This is a genomic window from Williamsia sp. Leaf354 (assembly GCF_001424365.1).
Classification (GTDB): domain Bacteria; phylum Actinomycetota; class Actinomycetes; order Mycobacteriales; family Mycobacteriaceae; genus Williamsia_A.
In genome coordinates this window covers 724,126-745,458 of sequence record NZ_LMPL01000005.1, presented here as the reverse complement: position 1 = coordinate 745,458, position 21,333 = coordinate 724,126, and the positions used below count along the sequence as shown (strand labels likewise).

Here is a 21,333-nt window from a genome sequence, read left to right as displayed (position 1 = left end):
CCCGATCGGCCGCGAGGCCGATCATCCGATGAGAGAACGGAGTTCCACCATGAAGGTCTATTTCGCAGGATCCATCCGTGCGGGTCGCGACGACGTGCCCGTCTACGAGCAGTTGATCAGTCGCATCAAGGGGTACGGCGAGGTGTTGACCGAGCACGTCGGCGACTACCGGCTCTCGGTGAAGGGGCAGCACGTGCTCAGCGACACCTTCATCCACGACCGGGACGTCGAGTGGTTGCTCTCGTCGCAGGTCGTGATCGCCGAGACCACCGTCCCCAGTCTGGGGGTGGGGTACGAGATCGCCCTCGCCACGGCCCACGGGATCCCGGTCATCGCGCTGCACCGCGGCGAGCAGGGAGACCTGTCGGCCATGATCGCCGGCAGCGGGGGAGTGACGACCCACTTCTACACCGACATCAGCGAAGCCCTCACCATCATCGACGACTACTTCTCGCAGGAGTTGGCCCATGTATAGGAATCTGACCGATGCATTCGTCGACGTGGTCGCGCGCATCCACACCGAGGGCACGAACGTCGTCGCCCGCGGTCAGCATCAGAAAGAGCTGCTGTCCCAACTCCTGACGATCAGCCATCCCCACGAACGCGTGATGATCATCCCGGTGCGCAACAACAACGTGTTCGCACAGGTGGCCGAGACCCTGTGGGTCCTGCACGGCCGCAACGACATCGCCTACCTGTCGCGCTACCTTCCCCGGGCAGCGGAGTTCTCCGACGACGGCCGGACCTGGCGTGCCGGATACGGTCCGCGGCTGCGCAACTGGAACGGCGAGGTCGATCAGGTCACCGCGGTCGCCGACCGGATCGGCCAGGACCTGAACACCAAACGCGCCGTCATGAGCATCTTCGACCCCGCCGTCGACTACACCGACACCAAGGACGTCCCCTGCAACAACTGGTTGCACTTCATCCGACGCGGCATCGACCTCCACCTCAACGTGTCGGTGCGGGCCAACGACGCCTTCTGGGGATTCTCGGGGATCAACTACTTCGAGTGGAGTGTTCTGCACGAGCTGATGGCCAACGTCACCGGCTCGAGCGTCGGCAACCTCTCGTGGTTCGCCGGATCGCTGCACATCTACGAGAGGCACTACTCGAAGGCGTGGCAGATCGCCGAGGCGGTCCGCGGGACGAGCGTCTACGACTTCGGCGTCGAGCACCTCCCGGTCACCTCGGACACGGTCGCGGCCTTCGATGCCGATCTCGCCACGGTCTTCGCGGTGGAGGATGCCGCCCGCGCCGGTGACCACCGACGGGCCATCGCCGAGCTGGGATCGGTGAGCGACGCCTTCCTGCGCGATGCGGGTCTGATGCTGGTGGCCTACAACATGTTCCTCGACGACGTGAGCCGCGGCCGCATCGTCGAGGTGATCAACGAGATGCGGCCGTCCGATCTGCGTACCGCCAGTGCCGAATACCTGCTGCGGCGGTGGAAGCAGAACGATCCGGGTTACCTCGGTCTCGACCTGTCCGATGCCGAGGCGTCGTTCCTGCGAACGCATTTCGCGGCTGTCGCGCGGCTGGTGGCTGATGAGCCCCGGTTGCGCCCGACCCTGATCGAGGCGACATGATCGACACCGCGGACAGGGTGGTGGTCCTGCTGGCCGACGCTCTGCGCATCGTCGAGGACGAGTCGGACACGCCGGAGATGTCGGCGCTGCTGCACCTCATCAAATGCTCCCGATCCGCCGCGGAGATGATCGCCGGCGGAACGGAGACCTCCGAGATCCGGACCGAGGTCAGCATGGAGGCCAGGTCGGCGCTGACGTGCGCGATGATGCTGGTGCGGGGGGCCGCCTAGTGTGCCGCCGCGGCGACGCCGCACCTCGTCGGGGCCCGCGGACCGGTTCCGGGATCCGATGACCACCACCGCCACCCGGCGCGATGTCCTGGGCCTGCCGCCGCTGTCGGGTCGTCGGCTCTTCGTCGGTTCGACGGTTGTCGACAGCCTGGCGGCGGGGTTGGTGTTCGCCTTCCTGATCATCTACTTCCAGCGGGTGACCGACCTGTCGTTGGTCGACATCGGAGCGGCGCTGACCGTGGGACGCCTGCTGGCGATGCCCACCCCACCACTCGTCGGCGTCGTCATCGATCGCATCGGTCCGCGTCGCGTGGTCATGATCGGCAACGTGGTCTCGTTCGCGGGACTGGTGGTGTGCGCGTTCGCAGCGCACGCCCCGGAGATCGTGGTGGGTCAGTTCCTCTCCCAGTTGGGCATCACCGCCTACTGGACCGCGAGTCGCGGACTGGTCGAGATCGCCGCGGCGGGAGAGGCGCGACGTCGCTGGTACGCGCTGCTCGGCGCCCTCCGAAATGTCGGCACCGGCTTCGGATCGGCCATCACAGCGCTGTTCGTGAGTTTCGGATCGCCGACCACTCTGCGAGTCGTGGTCGCGACCAGCGGTGCGGCGTTCCTGCTCGCGGCGATCCTCCTGAGCCGGTGGAAGCCACCCACCACCTCCGACGGCGACGGTGCCGCGGTCGGCGAGGATAGTGCGCGCACACCCTCGCGGGGCGGGTTCCGCACGGTGGTCACCGACGCCGACTACGTGCTGTTGCTCGGCATCAATCTGACCTTCGTCCTCGCGGCGATGGTCCTGCCGCTCGTCGTCACCATCTACGTGACCGACACCATCGGGGCGCCGGCCTGGTACGCCGGGGCGCTCGTGGTGATCAACACCGCGATGGTCGCCCTGCTCAACAACCCGATCGCCGGCTTCGCCGAACGGTTCGCGCCCGGACGGGTCATCGCGGTCGCGTCGGGGGTGAACGTGGTGGGCTACGCGGTGTTCGCCGCCGCGGGGGCACTGCCCGGCGGTGGGTACGTGGCCGGGGCAGTGCTCGCGCTGGTGGCGATCGTGGTCTACAGCCTGGCCGAGGTGGTGGCGACGCCACCCATCAGCGACCTGAGTGTGTCCCTGGCCCGCCCCGAGATCGCCGGCCGGTATCAGGGTGTCTTCCAACTCTCGTGGAACCTCGGCATGGCTGTGGCCCCGGTGCTGTTCACGGCGCTGTTGTCGGCCGGATCGACGATCCTCTGGCTCGTCCTGGGTGTCGTGTCGCTGGCGGCGGTGGGCGGCGCCGACCTGCTCGCACGAAGGACGACGACGCGGTCGGCGGTCGGATCGGCCTGACCCACTTGTCATATATGCGCAATCACGCATATATTGGCGCGATGGGTCATGGACACGGTCATTCCCACGCGCCGGCCGCGGCCGACGGCAGCGCCCGTCGACTCTGGCCGATGGCGATCGGGATGGGGATCATCGCGACGTTCTTCGTCGTCGAGGTCGTCGCCGGCGTGTGGGCGAACTCGCTGGCGCTGCTCGCCGACGCGGGGCACATGCTCACCGACGTCGTCGCGATGGCGATGGGACTCGTCGCGTTGCTGCTGGCGCGCCACGGGAAATCCGATGGTGAGAAGACCTTCGGATGGCACCGCGCCGAGGTGTTCACCGCCGTCGCCAACGCCGTGCTGCTGATCGGTGTCGCGGTGTTCGTGCTCTACGAGGCGTTCGAGCGAATCGGCTCCGATCCGGAGGTCCCCGGGCTCACGCTCATCATCGTGGCACTGGCGGGGCTGGCCGCGAACCTCGTTGTCATGCAACTGCTCCGCAGTGACTCGCAGGACAGTATTGCCGTGCGCGGCGCCTACATGGAGGTGCTCGCCGACGCGGTCGGCAGCGTCGGCGTGCTCGTCGCCGGCATCATCGCGCTCACCACCGGATGGGGCTACGCCGACATCGTGGTCGCCGTGTTGATCGCGCTGTGGGTCGCGCCGCGGGCCATCCGCCTGGCGCTCGACGCGCTGCGGATCCTGTCGCAGCGCGCTCCGGCCCATGTCGACGTCGAGGCGGTGCGCTCCGAACTCGAGGCGCTGCCGCAGGTGCACGACGTGCACGACCTCCACATCTGGACGCTCACCACCGGGATGGACGTCACGACCGTGCACCTCGGCAGCGACCACCCCAACGGCGAGGTCCTCACCGCGGCGCGCGAGGTCCTCGAACGTCACGGCCTCGACCACGCCACCGTGCAGGTCGACCCCATCGAGATCCAGAAGCGCTGCCACCGCGACCTCACCTGGTGATCCGGGGCGGCCGCGGTAACTCGGTGGCGGTCGTGACCGCGGGCCACGAAGATGTTCGCCATGAGCACCGACGCGCTGACCCGCCTGCACCGCAAGCCCGATCGCGCGGGTGACCGCGCATTGCTCGACGAGATCCTCGACGAGGTGAAGGTCGGCACGCTGTCGACGGTCATCGACGGCCTGCCGTGGTCGGTGCCGATGTTGTTCGCCCGCGACGGTGACCGGATCCTGATCCACGGATCGACCGGCGCAGGCGCGCTGCGACACGTCGCGACCGGCGCGCCGGTGACGCTGACCGCCTTCGTCCTCGACGGCCTCGTCATCGCCGACACGCTGTTCGACCATTCGGCAAACTACCGCTCGGCGGTTGTGCGGGGGACTCTCGACGAGGTCGACGTCGATCCCTCGCACGCGCTGGACGTGCTGTCGGACAAGCTGATTCCGGGTCGCCCCGACGAGGTGCGTACGCACACCGGTAAGGAGATGGCCGCCACCGCGGTCCTGGCGTTGCCGATCCGGGAGGGCCAGTGGATCACCAAGGCTCGCAGCGGTCCGCCGGGCGAACCCGAGGACCCGTCGCAGTGGACGGGCGTGGTGCCTGCTCGAATCGCCTACGACCCACCGATCACCTCGACAGGAGATGAACCGCCGGACTCGGTCCGGAGGCTCGTCGGGGAGAACTGACTGCCGACGCGTCCGGAAGCGACGCGTAGCGCGGACAACACTCCCAAACCCGCCCCGAGCACGCTAACCCGCCTCCAACACGAGGCGGGTTCGCGTGTTGGTGGCGGGAACTCAGCGCCAGAAGACGACCAGGTCGTAGCCGATGGAGGCCAGTGTCGAACTGACCCCCGACAACTCGAAGAGCCAGTAGACGAGGTCGAAGAATGCCCGGTTGATCGGAGGTAGCAGGAGGATGAGGAAGACGACCAGAAAGCCGTACTGCCCGATCGGTGCGATCGAGCGACGGGTCTGCATCGACAGGTACGGCTCGATCGCGCCGTAGCCGTCGAGGCCCGGGATCGGGATGAGGTTGAGCACCGCGGCGGTGATCTGCAGGAAGGCCAGCATCCCGAGCGCGGAGTAGAGGTTGATGCTCGACTGGTCGATCGTCTCCACCTGCGACCGGATGTAGGCCAGGAGAGCGATGGCCACCACGATGTTCGCGAACGGCCCGGCCAACGACACGATCGTCCGCTGCGCCTTCGTGAACCCGGCCTGGTTGACGTAGACCGCACCGCCGGGAAAACCGATGCCGCCCAACAGGATGAGCACGAGCGGGAACGCGATGGACAATCCAGGGTGGGCGTACTTGCGCGGATCGAGGGTGAGGTAACCACGGTTCTCGGCGCCTGCGTCGCCGAACGCGAACGCGGTCACCGCGTGCCCGAACTCGTGCAGGCACAACGAGATCACCCAACCGCCGACGACCAGCAGCAGTGCGCCGATGATCGATGTGGCGTTGCGGCCGGGGTCGGAACTCGCCAGCACGACACCACCGGCGACGGTCGCGGCGACCACGCCGAGGAACACCGGCCCGGGGCGGACCGCCCGCGCGATCTGGGTCGTCGTGCTCATGGGGACACCAGCTTCCAGTCCTCGTGGTGGCGATAGATGGTGGAGCGTTTCACCGGTAGGTCTGCGCGCACGCCGTCGCGTTCCACGACGATGTCGATGCCACCGGTCTGCACCGCGCGTCCGGCGATCCACTTCTGCCGGAACCGTTTCTGCAGCGCGCCCTCGACACCGGGCTCCGCCCTCGTGGGACGGATCAGCACGGTCGTGATCTCACCCAGGGCCAATCGCTCGCTGTCGACGATCGATTCGCCGGTGAACGGCGCACCGTTCTCGCCGAGGTGGCGGGCGCCACCGATGATCACGACCGCGGCGTCGTCACGGATCAGCGGGACGCCGACGGCGGTGCCGGTGAGCGCGAGGTCGACCGCGGCCGAGCCGTGGGGGAGGCCCCATGCCGCGGTACCCGGGGTCGCGGCGGGCGCGACATAGGCGATCTCGACGTCGAGCCGTTCGGCGATCATCAGCCGCGACACCACGCCACCACAGAACGCGTCGGAGAGCTCGGCGCCGCCCACCACGATGACCCGGTCGACGTCGAGCGGCGCCATGGCCTTGGCGACACCGGCGCGCAGGGTGTCGCGGTCGAGGCCGGCCCGGGTGACCGTGAGGTGTGCCAGCGCATCCGGCAGGTCGGCATCGTTCGCGCACATCACGCTGATGGTCATGAGGGTGTCGGTCGCCTTCTCGGACGTCGGAGCGAGCGCCTCGCGGGTGGTCGGCGTCAGCGGACGCGCGACGAACGAGGCGGTATCTGCCGTACAAAGCCAGTAGGGTTACCCCACGGTTCGGGTATGCCCGAACCGGAAGGAGCACGTGGAGATGCCTGCGATCGTACTGATCGGTGCACAGTGGGGCGATGAAGGTAAGGGCAAGGCCACTGACCTGCTCGGCGAGAAGCTGCAGTGGGTGGTCCGGTACCAGGGCGGCAACAATGCCGGCCACACCGTCGTCCTCCCCAACGGCGACAAGTTCGCCCTACACCTGATCCCGTCGGGCATCCTGACGCCCGGTGTGAAGAACGTGATCGGCAACGGTGTCGTGGTCGATCCGGGGGTCCTGCTCACCGAGCTCGGCGGCCTCGAGGACCGCGACGTCGACACCTCTGGCCTGATCCTCTCCGCCGACGCGCATCTGCTGATGCCGTATCACGTGGCCATCGACAAGGTCACCGAGCGATTCCTCGGCAACAACAAGATCGGCACCACCGGTCGCGGCATCGGTCCCTGCTATCAGGACAAGATCGCCCGCGTGGGTGTCCGTGTCGCCGACGTCCTCGACGAGAAGATCCTCACCCAGAAGGTCGAGGCGGCTCTCGAGATCAAGAACCAGATCCTCACCAAGATCTACAACCGGCGTGCACTCGATCCGCAGCAGGTGGTCGAGGAGGTGCTCGGCCAGGCCGAGGGCTTCACGCACCGGATCGCCGACGCCCGACTGCTGCTCAACCAGGCACTCGAACGCGGCGAGACCGTGCTGCTCGAGGGATCGCAGGGCACCCTGCTCGATGTCGACCACGGCACCTACCCGTACGTCACGTCGTCGAACCCGACGTCGGGTGGCGCCTCGGTCGGTTCCGGTATCGGGCCCACCCGCATCACCACGGTGTTGGGAATCCTCAAGGCCTACACCACCCGCGTCGGGTCTGGCCCGTTCCCGACCGAGCTGTTCGACCAGTGGGGCGAGTATCTCGCCAAGACCGGCGGCGAGGTGGGTGTCACCACCGGCCGTGCCCGTCGCTGCGGCTGGTTTGACGCCGTGATCGCCCGCTACGCAACGCGTGTCAATGGGATCACCGACTACTTCCTCACCAAGCTCGACGTGCTCTCCAGCCTCGACACCATCCCGATCTGCGTCGCCTACGACGTCGACGGCGAGCGTGTCGATGACATGCCCATGACGCAGACCGGTTTCCACCATGCGAAGCCGATCTACGAGGAGATGCCCGGCTGGTGGGAGGACATCTCCGGCTGCCGGACCTTCGAGGATCTGCCGAAGACCGCGCAGGACTACGTGTTGCGCCTCGAAGAGCTTGCCGGCGCCCACATCTCGTGCATCGGCGTGGGCCCGGGACGCGATCAGACCATCGTGCGCCGCGAGATCCTCTAGCTCCTGTCGAGTGCGTGGGCAACGGTTGCCTGACTGTGTGGAAACGGCCGTCGAGAAGGTGTTGGTTGGGCTGACTGTGACGAAAGTCGAGTCGAGTGTGCAGGCAGCGCAGCGCTCGCCGAATGCGAAACGACGCACACTCGGCGAAGAGTTTCGGCACAGTCGGCGGTAGGAGACGGCAACCGAAGAACCCCAAATATGCTCACAACGAACAACATTCGCGAAAATCAACCCAGCACCCCTTGAACACGCGTGCTAGAATAGACGTACAGTCACACCTGGGGAGGGGGCAGTACGTGAGCGATCTCGTGGCGAAATCCGCTGCCCTGCAGGCCCTCGTCGACGAGATCGCCAAGGAGACCGCAGACGCCCACGACGACGAGACCGTCGCGCAACTGGCGATCGACCACCACACCGTTGTCCGCCAATTCGAATCCATCGGCAACCAGCGGATCCTCGAGGTCTCCGACCGCGACGCTCACAAGGCTGTCGGATGCGTGACGGTCACCGAGTTCCTCCAGACGAAACTGCGGATCACCCACCCCAAGAAACGTTTGCAAGCGGTGCAGGCGTTGGAGCCCTTGCAAGCGATGACCGGTGAGAAACTGCCACCCGTCTGCCCGAACACCGCTCGCGAGTTGGCCGCCGGAACGATAGGCCCCGATCACGTGCACGCGGTGTTGGACGTGTTGAAGAAGATCCCCTCGGCCGTCGATGTGGAACAGCGAGCGCGGGCAGAGGATGTCCTGGCCGAATTCGCAATCACACTCACGCCCAAAGAGATCGGCGCCGCCGGCGTGCGAATCCTCGCCCATCTCGACCCCGACGGCGCCCTCACCGACGACCGTGATCGCGCACGCAACCGGAAACTGAACCTCGGTTGCCAGAACAGCCAGTTGATGTCGAAACTCACCGCCACGTTGGATCCGATCACTCGTGCTCTGTTCGATGTGGTGTTGGCGAAATGGGCGGCTCCCGGGATGAACAATCCCGACGACGATCAGTCGCTGAAGGGTGATCACGGCGATGCCGACCCGCAGTTGCTGAAGGATGCCGCTGATCGGGATTGCCGCAGCCAGAGTCAGCGGAATCATGACGCCTTCAAGGCTTTGCTGGATGCCGCGGTGAACGGTGGACTGCTCGGTGGAACCTATCGCGGGTTGCCGCCGCAGATCATCGTCTCCATCACCGACGGACAGTTGCGCGAGCATGCCGGCATCGCACGTACCGCCACCGGTGCCGACCTCCCGATGTCGGACGTCATCAAGCTCGCTGCTGAAGCGCAAACCCACCTCGCGGTGTTCAGCGACGTCTCGAACGAGCCCCTGTTCTTCGGCCGCGGCCGGCGGTTGGCATCTCAAGCGCAACGGTTGATGGCCTTCGCCCAGTACAAGGGCTGCAGCAAAGACAACTGCGGCGTCCCGTTCGCGCACACCGAGATGCATCACGCCGAAACCGATTGGGTCGACGGTGGGCTCACCGACTCCCCTCACCTGGCCCCGGCCTGCGGACGCCACAACCGGGCTGTAGGGCCGGAGTCTCACCAGTGGACGACGGAGAAGATCCTCGACGGCCCCGACAAGGGCCGCTATGGCTGGCGACCGAACACCGACCCACCCGATCAACTGCGCGCCAATCACCTTCACCGTATCGACGAGTTTCTGCACCGGGATTCAACGAGTGATGACCCGTGGGTCGACCCGCCCGACGTCGTCGAACCACCACCACTGGTCAGCGACATCGAACACCAGCTCGCCCACCTCGCGGCCGAGCGGCTCCCTCGTGCTCCGCGACTGGATGTCACCTGGCCGCGGGTGCCGCTGCATTTGGCTGCCTCGTAGGTGGTTGCGTTCTACCGCCGCTGACTGTGCGGAAAGTCGGCGTCGAGTGTGCGCTGCCCGAATGTCGGCTCACGTGAGCCGGTAAGCACACTCGACTCGACTTTCCGCACAGTCAGCACCGCTGCTCGACTGGACTTTCCGCACCGTCAGCACCGCCGCTCGGCTCGGCTTTCCGCGCCGTCAGCACCGCCGATCGACTCGGCTTTCCGCACGGTCAGCATCAGCGGCCACCAGGTTGTAACCCGGTGTTCGTGTCACCGGGGAAGGATTCGAGCGTGTCTGTCTCACGTCGTACGTTCCTGCGCTCTTCCGCCGCCGCGGGCCTGCTGATCCCCGCCGCCGGACTGCTCGCGCCCCAGGCGGCCGCGAGCCCGGCCCTGATCCGCGCCCGGCCGACGCTCACCCACGGCATCGCCTCGGGCGACCCGCGACCCGACGGCGCCCTGATCTGGGCGCGGTCGGACACCCCGGCGCGGATGATCGTCGAGACGTCGCTGTTCGAGAACTTCACCTTCGCGCGCCGCTTCGTGGGCCCGATGGTCACGCCCGCCACCGACGGCACCGGACGCGTCCGGGTCACCGGGCACCCCGCCGGCGCGACCATCCACTACCGCGTCACCCTCGAATCCGACCGCGGCACCCGGTCGCAGCCGCTCACCGGCACCTTCCGCACCGCGCCCGTCCTGCCCGGGGCGATCACGATCAACTGGTCCGGCGACGTCGTCGGTCAGGGCTGGGGTATCAACGAGGCCATCGGCGGCCTGCACGGCTTCTCCACCCTCGCCGACCGCAACGCCGACCTGTTCATCCACTCCGGCGACACCGTCTACGCCGACGGCCCCCTGAAGGAGACGGTCACCCTCGACGACGGACGCGTGTGGCGCAACGTGGTCACCGAGGCCAAATCCGATGTGGCACAGACCCTCGAGCAGTTCCGCGGCAACCACAGCTACAACATGTCCGACACCAACTACCGCCGGTTCGCCGCCACGACCACGCAGTTGGTGCAGTGGGACGACCACGAGACGTTCAACAACTGGTTCCCCGGCGAGATCGTCGCGAACCCGGCCTACACGCAGGAGCGCCGCGCCGACGTCCTCTCGCGTCGCGCACTGCAGGCGTTCCACGAGTGGCAGCCGGTCACCCCGGTCGACGCCGTCGACGGCCGCGTGTACCGCAAGGTGTCCTACGGTCCGTTGCTCGACATCTTCATCCTCGACATGCGCAGCTACAAGGACTCGAACTCCCACGCCCGCAACACCTCCGGCCACATCCTGGGAGCACGCCAGGCGCATTGGCTCACCGATGGACTGAACTCGTCGCGTGCGGTGTGGAAGATCGTCGCCAACGACCTGCCGCTCGGCATCGTCGTCCCCGACACGACCTACGGCGACAAGGACGGCATCGAGGCGGTCGCCCAGGGCGACAACGGCAAGCCGCTGGGCCGGGAAACCGAACTGGCGCAGATCCTCTCGCGCACCAAGAAGGTACGCAACGTGGTGTGGCTGACCGCCGACGTGCACTACACCGCGGCCAACCGCTACGACCCGTCGCGCGCGGCCTACACCGACTTCCATCCCTTCTGGGAGTTCGTCTCGGGACCGCTGCACGCGGGTGCGTTCCCGGCCGGGAAGCTCGACGGCACCTTCGGCGTCGACCAGGTGTTCGTCCATGCACCGACGACCGCGAACGTCTCGCCGATCACCACGGAGTTCCAGCATTTCGGTGAGGTCCGCATCGACGGGTTCGGCACCACCATGACCGTCGACCTGTGTGACACCAGTGGTCGCGTTCTGCACCGCACCGATATCCGCCGGGAGTAGCCCCTCGCCGGGGTAGATTGCTCCCAAGCCACCCCGGCGGATGCCTGCGGTGGACGTCGGAACAGGGAGCCATGGGACGCAACCGCCGGAACGCCGATTTCGGGTCGGTCATCCTGGGCTCGGTCGACGACAGCCCGCGCAAACAGCGCATCCGCATCCAGATCCTGCTGACCGGGTCGATCGTCATCTCCAACACGATCGGCGCGATCATGGCCGTGGTGCTGGCGAGCGTCGGCATCCCCGAACCGTCGGTGTTCGAGTCGAAGTTCTGGTGGGTCAACTTCATCGCGCTGCCGATCTACGTTCTCGCCGCGTTGGTCTTCGGCGTCATCATCGGCACCACCGCGATCGTGCGGCAGTTGCGCTGGGCGATCAAAGACCGCGAGCCCACCCGCAAGGAGGCCCGCCGCGCGCGCCGCACCCCGTGGAAGCTGACCGCTCTGCAGGCGTCGTTCTGGATCGGCGCGCTGATCATGTTCACCATCTGTTACGGGGTTCTCGACCCCGCGCTGATCCCGAAGATCTTCTTCGTCGTGGGTCTGTCCGGCACGGTGGTGTGCGCGATCTCGTATCTGCTCAGCGAGTTCTCGCTGCGGCCCATCGCCGCGCAGGTCATCAACGCCGACGTGAAGCTGCGTCGCAAGCGCAGCGCGCTGCGTACCCGCGCGCTGATCTCGTGGTCGGTCGGGTCGGGCATCCCCATCGTCGGCATCTTCCTCGTCACCGGGTTCTCGTTGTTCCGCTCCGAGACCGACAAGGTCGACATCTTCACCGGCGTCACCGTGCTGGTGGCGACGGCCCTGTTCACCGGGCTGCTGCTCACCATCCTCAACACCACGCACGTGGTCGCCCCGATCCGCAGTGTGCGCGCGGGCATGAAGAAGGTCAGCGACGGCAAGACCGACGTCGAGGTCGTCATCTTCGACGGCACCGAGCTCGGTGAGCTGCAGGCCGGGTTCAACTCGATGGTCACCGGACTGCGGGAACGGGAGCGTCTGCAGGACCTGTTCGGCCGTCACGTCGGACGCGACGTCGCCGAGGCGGCACTCACCAGCGACCCCGAACTCGGCGGTACCGAACGCACCGTCGCCGTGGTCTTCGTCGACGTCATCGGCTCCACCACGCTGGCCTCGGAACGCTCACCGTCGGAGGTCGTCTCGATTCTCAACCGCTTCTTCGCGGTGATCGTGCAGGAGGTCGAGGAGCGCAGCGGCCTGGTCAACAAGTTCGAGGGCGACGCCGTCCTCGCGGTCTTCGGAGCGCCCATCGACCTCGACGACTGCGCGGGCGCGGCGCTCGCGGCGAGCCGCGCGATCTCGCAGCGCCTGGCGCAGGAGGTCCCCGAGCTGAGTGCGGGTATCGGGGTCAGCTACGGCCCGGTGGTCGCCGGGAACGTCGGTGCCATCCAGCGATTCGAGTACACCGTCATCGGCGACGCCGTGAACGAGTCGGCCCGCCTGAGCGAACTCGCCAAGCGCGACCCGACCCGACCGCTCGCGTCCGAACGCGCGGTGCGCGCCGCCGACGCGGAGTCGGGGCACTGGGAGGAACAGGAATCGGTGAGCCTGCGGGGCCGTACCGCGGAGACGATCGTCTTCGCCGCGACACCCCCTGCCGCAGCGACGGACGACGGGGACATCGACTCCTCCACAGCCGCATCGGTCTGACTTTGTGATGCTGTCCGGCCGTGGTGCCGGAGCGCGTGAAGTGTCCTAGATTCGGGTTGATGATCAGCAAAGAAGATGCAGTCGGCGCCGACGCCCGGCTGTCGTGGGTCCTCGCCGCCGTGGCCGGGATGATCGGGGCGGCAGCGTTTCTCGACTCCGACGGATATTTCGTCACGTTCATGACCGGCAACACCGAGCGCATGGCGCTCCAGGGGTTCGAGACGACCCGCGCGCGCGGTGTGATCGGCCCCACTGCCCTGAACGCGGGCTTCATCATCGTCGCCTTCGTGGCCGGGGTGTTCGTCGCGATGTACTGCCGCCGCCGCTTCTGGACCAACCACCCGCACGGCACCACGGTGCTCACCACCATCGGTCTGTTCGTCGCGGGGATGGCCGATCTGGTGCTCAGCGGGTTCAAGGAGAACAACGTCACCTACTGGCCGATCATCATCGTCGCGTTCTCCGTCGGCGCACTCAACGCGGCGTTCGTGAAGAACGGCGAGGTGTCGATACCGCTGAGCTATGTCACCGGGACACTGGTGAAGCTCGGCCAGGGGATGGAACGGCACTTCCGCGGCGGCGGCACCGTCTACGACTGGCTGGGCTACGCGCTGCTCTACGCCGGGTTCATCGCGGGCGCGGTGTTCGGCGGCATCGTCGGGACCATCATCGACAGCGGCTACCTGCTCTTCGGGGCGGCCGCGCTGTGTGGAGCGGCGACGCTCGTGACGTTCTTCCACACCGACCGCAAGACGCTGCTCGGCTGAGTCACTCGCCTGATCGCGACCGGCGGTCGGAGAGCCCCTCGGCCAGGTCGAGCTGACTGAGCACGCGGCGCATCACCTCGTCGTCGATGCGTCCGGCGTCGCGTTCGGCGATGAACACCTCGCGCTGGATCTGCAGCAGTTCGGTGCGGATGCGGTTCACCGCGACCGTCGGACTCTCGCCCAACTCGTCCTCGCCGCGGCCGAGTTCCTCCCAGGCCAGGTTCTTGCGTGACCGCAACCAGCGGCGCAGGATCTCGACCTGCTCGTGCATCGCGTCGTTCTCGGGGATCTCCTCGGCCAACTCGTTCAACCGGGCCCCGGCGGCACGGCCGGCGCGATCCTGGGCGGCGGCCAGCGCGAGGAGGTCCGACCGTCGCTCGTTGCCCTGCACACCCAGCCGTCGGATCAGCCAGGGCAGGGTGGTGCCCTGGAGCAGCAGCGTGCCGACCGTCACCACGAAGGTGAGGAAGATGATCTCGTCGCGTGCGGGGAACGCCGAGCCGTCGTCGGTGGTCAGCGGGATCGCGAACGCCGCGGCCAGACTCACCACCCCACGCATCCCCGACCACGCGACGACGAACACCGCGCCCGGCGGCGGGGCACTCTCCCGTTCGCGCAGTGTCGCGGAGAACATCCGCGGCAGGTAGGTGGCCGGGAACATCCAGATCATGCGGACCACGATCACCGTGGCCAGAACGGCGACGGCCGCCCAGATGATGGCGCCGACGGAGTGCCCGCGCAGACCGCGGATGACCTCGGGGAGCTGCAGCCCGATGAGCAGGAACACGAACGACTCGAGCATCACGTCGATCGACCGCCACACCGCGCTGTCCTGCAGGCGGGTGGCGTACCCCTCGCGGGCCGAGCGCTGGCCGAGGTACAGCCCGACGACCACGACCGCGATCACCCCCGAGGCGTGCACCTCCTCGGCCACGAAGTAGGTGGCGAACGGGATGACGATGCCGAGCGCGGTCTCCATCGGCGGGTCGGTGAGCCACTGACGGATCTTCGACACCACCACGCCGAGGACGAGGCCCACCACGACACCGCCGATGGCGGCCTCGGCGAACAGGGCGATGCCGCCCCACACGCTCGTCGTGGCCCCGACCGCCGCACCGAGCGCGAGCCGGTACGCGGTCAGTGCGGTCGCGTCGTTGAGCAGGCTCTCGCCGCCGAGCAACGTGGTGACCTTGCGGGGCAGCCCGAGTCGACGGCCGATCGCCGTGGCCGAGACGGCGTCGGGTGGCGCGACGACCGCACCGAGGACGAGCGCGGCGGCCAACGGCAGCTGGGGCAGCGACCAGTACGCGACGAATCCGACCACTACGGTGGTCACGAGCGGCAGCGCCACCGCCAGCAGGCCGATGGCACGCACGTTGCGGCGCAACGCCACATACGAGCTGTCCTGGGCCGCCGAATAGAGCAGCGGCGGCAGGATGATGAACAGCACGACGTCGGGATCGAGGCCCACGATCGGCAGCCCGGGGATCCAGCTGATGCCCAGGCCGACGAGCACCAGGATGAGTGGTGAGGCGAGCTGATAGCGGCGGGCCAGTGCCGCGACAGCCAGCGCGGCGACGACCACCACGAGGATCGAGGCGTCCATGAGGGCTGACAGTATCCGTTCGCCGAGATCTTCTCGCCCGGACCTCGTTCGGTGACCAGGTGGCCGAATGCCCTTCGGATACGGGACACTGTGCAGGTGCGATCTATACGACGATCGGTGATGCACCGACTGATCGGCCCGTCAGATGTGGCCTCCGGCACGCCCGAACCCGAGGCGTGCGCGGACCTGCTCGCGACCTCGGCCGATCCCACCGGCGACCCCGTGCGTGGCCGCCCCGATCAATGCGAGGGCTGTGAGGCCGAGGGCGTCGAGCACTGGGCGCATCTGCGTCGCTGCCTGACCTGCGGCTACATCGGGTGCTGCGATTCGAGCCCCCGCAAGCACGCGACCGCCCACCACGCGAGCTCACAGCATCCCGTGATGCGCTCCGCCGAGCCGGGCGAGACCTGGCGCTGGTGCTACGTGCACGCCGAGCTCGGCTAGAGCCGGCCCGAGAAACGAGAAACCCATGACCTCCCCCGGCCCGCGACCCACCCCGCGCCCCGGCGCGCCCGTCCCCGGTGCGCCCCCTCGTCCGCCGGTGTCGCGTCCGCCCACCGGCCGTGGCCCGGTTCCGCAGCGGCCCGGCACCCCGCCCGCGCCGATCCCGCCTGCCGCGATCGGGCCCGTGCCCGCCGGCTCGCCGCGGATCGGCACGCCGCTCTCGCCCTCGGCGACGCGGGTGATGCTGCTCGGTGCCGGCGAGCTCGGCAAAGAGGTCGTGATCGCGTTCCAGCGCCTCGGCGTCGAGGTGATCGCCGTCGACCGCTATCACAATGCGCCCGGTCATCAGGTCGCCCACCACGGCTTCGTGATGGACATGACCGACCACGACGCGCTGCTCGGGCTCATCATCGACCAGCGCCCCGACTACGTGGTGCCCGAGATCGAGGCCATCGCGACCAGTGCACTCGAGGAGGCCGAGCGTCGCGGGATCACCGAGGTGATCCCGACCGCCCGCGCCACCTCACTGACCATGAACCGCGAGGGCATCCGTCGCCTCGCCGACTCCGAGCTGGGCCTGCCGACGTCGGCGTACGCCTTCGCCGATTCGCTCGAGCAGCTGACCGTCGCCGCCGATCGCGTCGGGTACCCGTGTCTGGTGAAGCCGACGATGTCGTCGTCGGGCAAGGGCCAGTCGATGCTGCGGGGTCCCGAGGATCTGGCCGCGGCGTGGGAGACGGCGGCGTCGGGTGCGCGCGTGGCCGGGGGCCGCGTGATCGTCGAGGGATTCGTCGATTTCGACTACGAGATAACGCTGCTCACCGTGCGCGCGGTCGACCCCGCGACCGGCACCCTCACCACCCACTTCTGCGCGCCGATCGGTCATCGCCAGGAACGCGGCGACTACGTCGAGAGCTGGCAGCCGCAGCCGATGAGCCCGGTGGCGCACGGCGCGGCGATGTCGATCGCGGCGCGCATCGTCACCGCGTTGGGCGACGGAAAGCTCGGCGGCCGAGGCATCTTCGGTGTCGAGATGTTCGTCAAGGGCGATGACGTCTACTTCTCCGAGGTGAGCCCCCGCCCGCACGACACCGGCCTGGTCACCTTGGCGACCCAGCGTCTCTCGGAGTTCGAGATGCACGCCCGCGCCATCCTCGGACTGCCCGTCGACGTCACCCTCGCGAGCCCGGGTGCGTCGGCGGTGATCTACGGCGGACGCGACGAGGCGGCCATCGGATTCGAGAACGTCGCTGCGGCACTGACGATCCCCGAGACCGACATCCGCCTGTTCGGCAAACCCGAGAGTTACACCCGCCGGCGGATGGGGGTCGTGGTGGCCACGGCCGACGACATCGCCGGCGCGCGTCGCCGCGCCAACGACGCTGCGGCACTGGTGCGTCCGGTCAGCACCGCGGCCACCCCATTCGTCTCGGTCCCACCGCCCCCCGCGCCGTCCGTCCTCGACGGTCCGCCCGTCGGGCCGACCACCGATCGGATACCGGCGACTCCGGCGCCGGATGTCCCAGGTGTGTCGTCGGTGGGCGTCGACACCGAGCGCAGCCCGCTCGCGCGGCCCGATGCCGACGAGAACGACACGCAGGCAACGGGATCCGATGACGGGCAGCAGGATCGCCCCGACGCGGACTCGCCGACGACCGCCCTGTTCGACACCGCCGCCGAGGCGCGCGAACCGGCACCGTCGGGCCGCAACACACCGGCGGAGAAGTAGATGCCGGTCGCCGGTGAACTGATCGTCGCGCTCGTGATCGCCATCGGCCTCGTGGGCACGGTGATCCCGATGCTGCCCGGGCCCTCGCTCGTGGGACTGGCGATCGTGGTGTGGGCAGCCTTCGACGGCGGATGGGCCTGGGCTGTCGCCGGTGTCGCGGTCGTGCTGATCGTGGCCGCCGCGGTGCTCAAGTACCTCGTCGCAGGCTCGTCGATGAAGAAGTCGGGGATCTCCAACCGCACCATCATGATCGGCGGTCTCGTCGGCATCGTCGGGTTCTTCGTCATCCCGGTGATCGGCCTGCCCATCGGCTTCCTCGCCGGCGCGTTCGCCGCCGAGTGGGCCCCGGCCCGCAGCGTCACCGCCGGACGTCGTGGTGCGATCGCCGCGGCCCGTGCCGCCGTCGTCGCGATCGGGATCGAGCTCACCGCATCGCTGTTCGCGGCCGGCACCTGGCTCACCGGAGCCATCGCCCTGTAATCCCACCCGCCAGATGGGCCCTCGTTTCCCACGGCGAGGAATGACGACCCGACTGCGGGGTCAGGCGGCGTGCGGTCGACCCAGGGGCACGATGAGCGGACCGCCCGACACCGGGTCGGTGAGCACCATCGACCGCAGTCCGAACGCGGCCTCGAGCAGCTCGGGGGTCACCACGTCGGTGGGCGATCCCTCGGTGAGGACGTTGCCGTCGCGCATCACGATCAACCGGTCGCTGTAGCGGGCGGCGAGATTGAGATCGTGCAGCACCATCACGATCGTCTTGCCGTGCTCGGCGCACAGCGTGTGCACGAGGTCGAGCACGTCGACGGCGTGTGCCAGATCGAGGAACGTCGTCGGTTCGTCGAGCAGCAGGAGGTCGGTCTCCTGGGCGAGGGTGAGCGCGATCCACACCCGCTGGCGCTGCCCACCCGACAGCGCCGAGACCGGCCGGTCGGCGAGGGTGTCGGTGCCGGTCATCGCCATCGCCGTCGCGACGGCCTCCTCGTCGCCGGCCGACCACTGCCGATACCAGCTCTGATGCGGATGACGCCCGCGCGCAACGAGATCGACCACCGTCAGGCCCTCGGGCGCGATGGGGTTCTGCGGGAGCAGACCGAGTGTGCGGGCGACGTCGCGCGGTTTCTGGCCGGCGATGTCGGTGCCGTCGAGCAGCACCGTCCCCGACCGTGGACGCAGCAATCGGGCGAGCGATCGCAGCAGGGTCGATTTGCCGCAACCGTTCGGCCCGACGACGGTGGTGACCTGCCCGTCGGGGATGGCGACGTCGAGACCGGAGATGACGGGGTCGGCGTCGTATCCGACGGTGAGGCCGGTCGCGGACAGGCGTGGCGAGGTGAGCCGCGCGTCGGTGGTGGCAGCGGGTGTCATGCGGACGCCTTTCGCGAGACGGCGATCATCAGATAGATCAGGAACGGGCCGCCGATGCCCGCGGTCACGACACCCACCGACAGGCCGGGCGGCAACAGGCTGCGGCACAGCAGGTCCGAGCCGACCACAAGGACACCGCCGACGATGCCGGAGATGATCGGTGGCGGTGCCGGCGTGGCACAGAGTCGCAGCGCGATCTGCGGTGCGAGGAGCGCGACGAAGGCGATGGGTCCGGCGGCGGAGACGGTGATGGCCGCGACCACGACGGCCACGATCAGCGCGACGGCGGTGACACCCGAGGTGCGCACCCCCAGGCCGCGGGCGAGATCCTCGCCGAGCCCGAGCACCCCGCTGCCGCGTCGGACGGCCGTCACCGCGATCACCGCGGCGACGAGCGTGACGCTCAGCGTGGTGACCGAGGCCCACGTGGCGTCGGAGACCGATCCGATGAGCCACCGCTGGGCGCGACCGACATCGTTGATGCGCGCGCGGGTGAGCCCGAAGGCGACGAGCGCCTGGAACACCCACGTGAGGGCGACACCGACGAGGACGAGCCGGAACGCGTCGATGCCGCCGCGCCAGGCGAGCAGGTACATGAGCAGCGCGCCGATGCCCGCACCGACGAGCGCGGATATCGGGGTGCCGACGTCGGCGAACCACGACCCCCAACCCGATCCGAACGCGATGCCGAACACCGCTGCGGCACTGGCGCCGGCGGTGATGCCCAGGACGTCGGGCGTGGCCAGCGGGTTGCGGGCGATGGTCTGGGTGAGCGCGCCCGACAGCCCGAGTCCGACGCCGACGAGCAACGCCACCAGCGCCCGCGGCAGACCGACGTCGAAGACGATGACGTTCTCGACGCGGGTGCCGCCGCCGAGCAGGATCCGGCCGACGTCGATGGCCGAGAGCGGGTAGTCGCCGACACCGATGCCCGCGGCGAACAGCACCAGCGCCAGCGCGGTGACCACGACACCGACGAAGACCGTCCGCGGCGCCACCAGGAACGAGAACGACCCGAGGCGCACCACACCGCGTCGACGGACGGTCGCCGTCGTCGTGACGGGGTGTCTGAGGGTCTCGGTCATACGGCCACCAGACGTCGTGAGCGGACGAGCTTGATGAGCATCGGTGCGCCGACGACGGCGAGGACGATGCCCACCTGGATCTCGGCCGGTCGCGCGATGACCCGTCCGATCACGTCGGAGGCGACGAGCAGGATCGCCCCCAGCACAGCCGAATACGGCACGATCCACCGGTAGTCGGGGCCCACCACGGCGCGTGCGAGGTGCGGCACCACGAGGCCGAGGAAGACGATCGGTCCGCAGGCGGCGGTCGCTGCGCCGGCGAGCAGGGTGATGGCCGCGATGCCGACGATGCGCACGGTCACGATCCGCGACCCCAGCGACCGCGACATGTCGTCGCCGAGGCTCAGCACGTTGAGGAAGAATCCGCTGCCGAGCGCGAGCAGGAGGCCGGCGGCGATGAACGGTGTCGCGGCCCAGATGACGTCGGTGCCGCGCCCCACCACCGATCCGACGTTCCAGAAGCGCCAGGCGTCGAGCGAGGCGGTGTCGGTGAGGACGATCGCCGAGGTGATGGCCAGCAGCATCGCCGACAGTCCGGTGCCCGCGAGCACCAGGGTCAGCGGAGAGGCGCCGCGGGTGAGTGCCGAGGTCCCGAACACCAGACCCGCGGCGATCATCGCCCCGAGCAGTCCGAAGCCCATGTACTCGATGGGGGCGGTGATCCCCAGCAGGTAGACGCCGGCGACGACGGCGCAGGCCGCACCCGCGTTGACGCCGAGGAGACCGGGGTCGGCGAGGGGGTTGCGCGTGTGGGCCTGGGCCAGCGCGCCGGCCGCCCCGATGGCCAGCCCCACGAGGATGCCCAGGACGGTGCGCGGGATGCGGAGGTCGCGCACGATGCCCACGACGTCGGCGGGGGCCGACGACGGGGAGAACAGGGCGTCGACGACCATGCCCGGGGAGAGTGCCCGCGAGCCGATCGCGATCGACGCGACGGCCAGAACCGCGAGCAGTCCCACGAAGGCCAGCAGCACGGTCAGGTCACGACCGCGCCTCGCGCGTGGGGACACCACCGCCGCCGGACCCTCCTCGACCACATCGATCATCAGTATGGCAAGGATAGCCTAAGTCGATTCGGCGTTCCGCTCGGCGGTCGCCAGGAGGGTTCGATAACCAAAGCGCAACATTTGGTAACCGAAACGGACGATGTGGCGATGAACACAGCAGCCTGGCAGTGAACTGTCAGCAGCGACCGGTCGAGGAGACGAGCC

At 68.4% G+C, this 21,333-nt stretch carries 20 protein-coding genes; 14 read left to right on the top strand and 6 right to left on the bottom strand.

From position 1 onward, the window contains the following. The first annotated feature begins 49 nt into the window (after positions 1-49). The 6 genes from ASG12_RS20110 to ASG12_RS20085 are packed head-to-tail and all read left to right on the top strand — an operon-like array spanning position 50 to position 4,792. The gene (locus tag ASG12_RS20110) at positions 50-475 is read left to right on the top strand and encodes a nucleoside 2-deoxyribosyltransferase (RefSeq protein ID WP_055793935.1); all 426 of its coding nucleotides are present in this window, start codon (positions 50-52) and stop codon (positions 473-475) included. Further along, positions 468-1,589 carry a thymidylate synthase gene (locus ASG12_RS20105; RefSeq protein WP_055793498.1) on the top strand — a complete coding sequence of 374 codons (1,122 nt, stop codon included), beginning with the start codon at positions 468-470 and terminating at the stop codon, positions 1,587-1,589. The genes ASG12_RS20110 and ASG12_RS20105 overlap by 8 nt, the downstream gene beginning before the upstream one ends. Next, complete coding sequence (locus tag ASG12_RS20100) at positions 1,586-1,819, top strand: hypothetical protein (RefSeq protein ID WP_055793496.1); 234 nt, start codon at positions 1,586-1,588, stop codon at positions 1,817-1,819. The genes ASG12_RS20105 and ASG12_RS20100 overlap by 4 nt, the downstream gene beginning before the upstream one ends. 58 nt (positions 1,820-1,877) lie before the next feature. Then, a complete protein-coding gene (locus ASG12_RS20095; RefSeq protein ID WP_156378203.1) occupies positions 1,878-3,152 on the top strand; it encodes an MFS transporter in 1,275 nt (424 codons plus the stop codon). A 41-nt stretch (positions 3,153-3,193) separates the two neighbouring features. Then, entirely contained in the window at positions 3,194-4,108 is a 915-nt protein-coding gene (locus tag ASG12_RS20090) for a cation diffusion facilitator family transporter (protein WP_055793492.1), read from the top strand. Between the two features lie 60 nt (positions 4,109-4,168). Beyond that, positions 4,169-4,792, top strand: coding sequence for a pyridoxamine 5'-phosphate oxidase family protein (locus ASG12_RS20085; protein WP_156378202.1), 624 nt, complete (start codon positions 4,169-4,171; stop codon positions 4,790-4,792). Positions 4,793-4,903: 111 nt separating this feature from the next. Here the strand turns inward: ASG12_RS20085 and ASG12_RS20080 are convergent, their stop codons facing one another. Together ASG12_RS20080 and ASG12_RS20075 are read right to left on the bottom strand one after the other, a co-directional pair. Beyond that, positions 4,904-5,686, bottom strand: coding sequence for a site-2 protease family protein (locus tag ASG12_RS20080; RefSeq protein WP_055793489.1), 783 nt, complete (start codon positions 5,684-5,686; stop codon positions 4,904-4,906). After that, on the bottom strand, positions 5,683-6,336 hold the full coding sequence (locus ASG12_RS20075; protein WP_055793933.1) for a hypothetical protein: 654 nt from the start codon (positions 6,334-6,336) through the stop codon (positions 5,683-5,685). Before ASG12_RS20075 ends, ASG12_RS20080 begins: the two co-directional genes overlap by 4 nt. A gap of 169 nt (positions 6,337-6,505) precedes the next feature. Here ASG12_RS20075 and ASG12_RS20070 point away from each other — a divergent pair, with 169 nt between their 5' ends. From ASG12_RS20070 to ASG12_RS20050, 5 genes are all read left to right on the top strand, one after another. Then, complete coding sequence (locus tag ASG12_RS20070; RefSeq protein ID WP_055793931.1) at positions 6,506-7,792, top strand: adenylosuccinate synthase; 1,287 nt, start codon at positions 6,506-6,508, stop codon at positions 7,790-7,792. Positions 7,793-8,088: 296 nt separating this feature from the next. Then, positions 8,089-9,633, top strand: coding sequence for an HNH endonuclease signature motif containing protein (locus tag ASG12_RS20065; protein WP_055793486.1), 1,545 nt, complete (start codon positions 8,089-8,091; stop codon positions 9,631-9,633). Positions 9,634-9,908: 275 nt separating this feature from the next. Then, a complete protein-coding gene (locus ASG12_RS20060) occupies positions 9,909-11,456 on the top strand; it encodes an alkaline phosphatase D family protein (protein ID WP_055793929.1) in 1,548 nt (515 codons plus the stop codon). Between the two features lie 71 nt (positions 11,457-11,527). Then, positions 11,528-13,123 carry an adenylate/guanylate cyclase domain-containing protein gene (locus ASG12_RS20055; RefSeq protein WP_055793485.1) on the top strand — a complete coding sequence of 532 codons (1,596 nt, stop codon included), beginning with the start codon at positions 11,528-11,530 and terminating at the stop codon, positions 13,121-13,123. A gap of 59 nt (positions 13,124-13,182) precedes the next feature. Continuing rightward, positions 13,183-13,890: a YoaK family protein gene (locus tag ASG12_RS20050; protein WP_055793483.1), complete on the top strand. Its 708-nt coding sequence runs from the start codon at positions 13,183-13,185 to the stop codon at positions 13,888-13,890. A 1-nt stretch (position 13,891) separates the two neighbouring features. On the opposite strand, the gene ASG12_RS20045 is transcribed toward ASG12_RS20050, so the two are convergent. Then, on the bottom strand, positions 13,892-15,496 hold the full coding sequence (locus tag ASG12_RS20045; protein WP_055793481.1) for a Na+/H+ antiporter: 1,605 nt from the start codon (positions 15,494-15,496) through the stop codon (positions 13,892-13,894). A gap of 120 nt (positions 15,497-15,616) precedes the next feature. Between ASG12_RS20045 and ASG12_RS20040 the strand changes: the two genes are divergently transcribed. The 3 genes from ASG12_RS20040 to ASG12_RS20030 are packed head-to-tail and all read left to right on the top strand — an operon-like array spanning position 15,617 to position 18,149. Then, positions 15,617-15,940 carry a UBP-type zinc finger domain-containing protein gene (locus ASG12_RS20040; protein WP_045824529.1) on the top strand — a complete coding sequence of 108 codons (324 nt, stop codon included), beginning with the start codon at positions 15,617-15,619 and terminating at the stop codon, positions 15,938-15,940. A gap of 25 nt (positions 15,941-15,965) precedes the next feature. Beyond that, on the top strand, positions 15,966-17,669 hold the full coding sequence (gene purT, locus ASG12_RS20035) for a formate-dependent phosphoribosylglycinamide formyltransferase (protein ID WP_082502184.1): 1,704 nt from the start codon (positions 15,966-15,968) through the stop codon (positions 17,667-17,669). Continuing rightward, positions 17,670-18,149, top strand: coding sequence for a DUF456 domain-containing protein (locus tag ASG12_RS20030; RefSeq protein WP_055793479.1), 480 nt, complete (start codon positions 17,670-17,672; stop codon positions 18,147-18,149). 60 nt (positions 18,150-18,209) lie between these two features. Here the strand turns inward: ASG12_RS20030 and ASG12_RS20025 are convergent, their stop codons facing one another. From ASG12_RS20025 to ASG12_RS20015, 3 genes are read right to left on the bottom strand one after another with little or no spacing between them, the layout of a single operon-like run. Continuing rightward, positions 18,210-19,037, bottom strand: a complete 828-nt coding sequence (locus ASG12_RS20025) for an ABC transporter ATP-binding protein (RefSeq protein WP_055793477.1) — start codon at positions 19,035-19,037, stop codon at positions 18,210-18,212. Next, complete coding sequence (locus ASG12_RS20020) at positions 19,034-20,122, bottom strand: FecCD family ABC transporter permease (protein ID WP_055793475.1); 1,089 nt, start codon at positions 20,120-20,122, stop codon at positions 19,034-19,036. Before ASG12_RS20020 ends, ASG12_RS20025 begins: the two co-directional genes overlap by 4 nt. Then, positions 20,119-21,168, bottom strand: coding sequence for a FecCD family ABC transporter permease (locus ASG12_RS20015; RefSeq protein WP_082502183.1), 1,050 nt, complete (start codon positions 21,166-21,168; stop codon positions 20,119-20,121). The genes ASG12_RS20020 and ASG12_RS20015 overlap by 4 nt, the downstream gene beginning before the upstream one ends. Between the last annotated feature and the right edge of the window lie 165 nt (positions 21,169-21,333).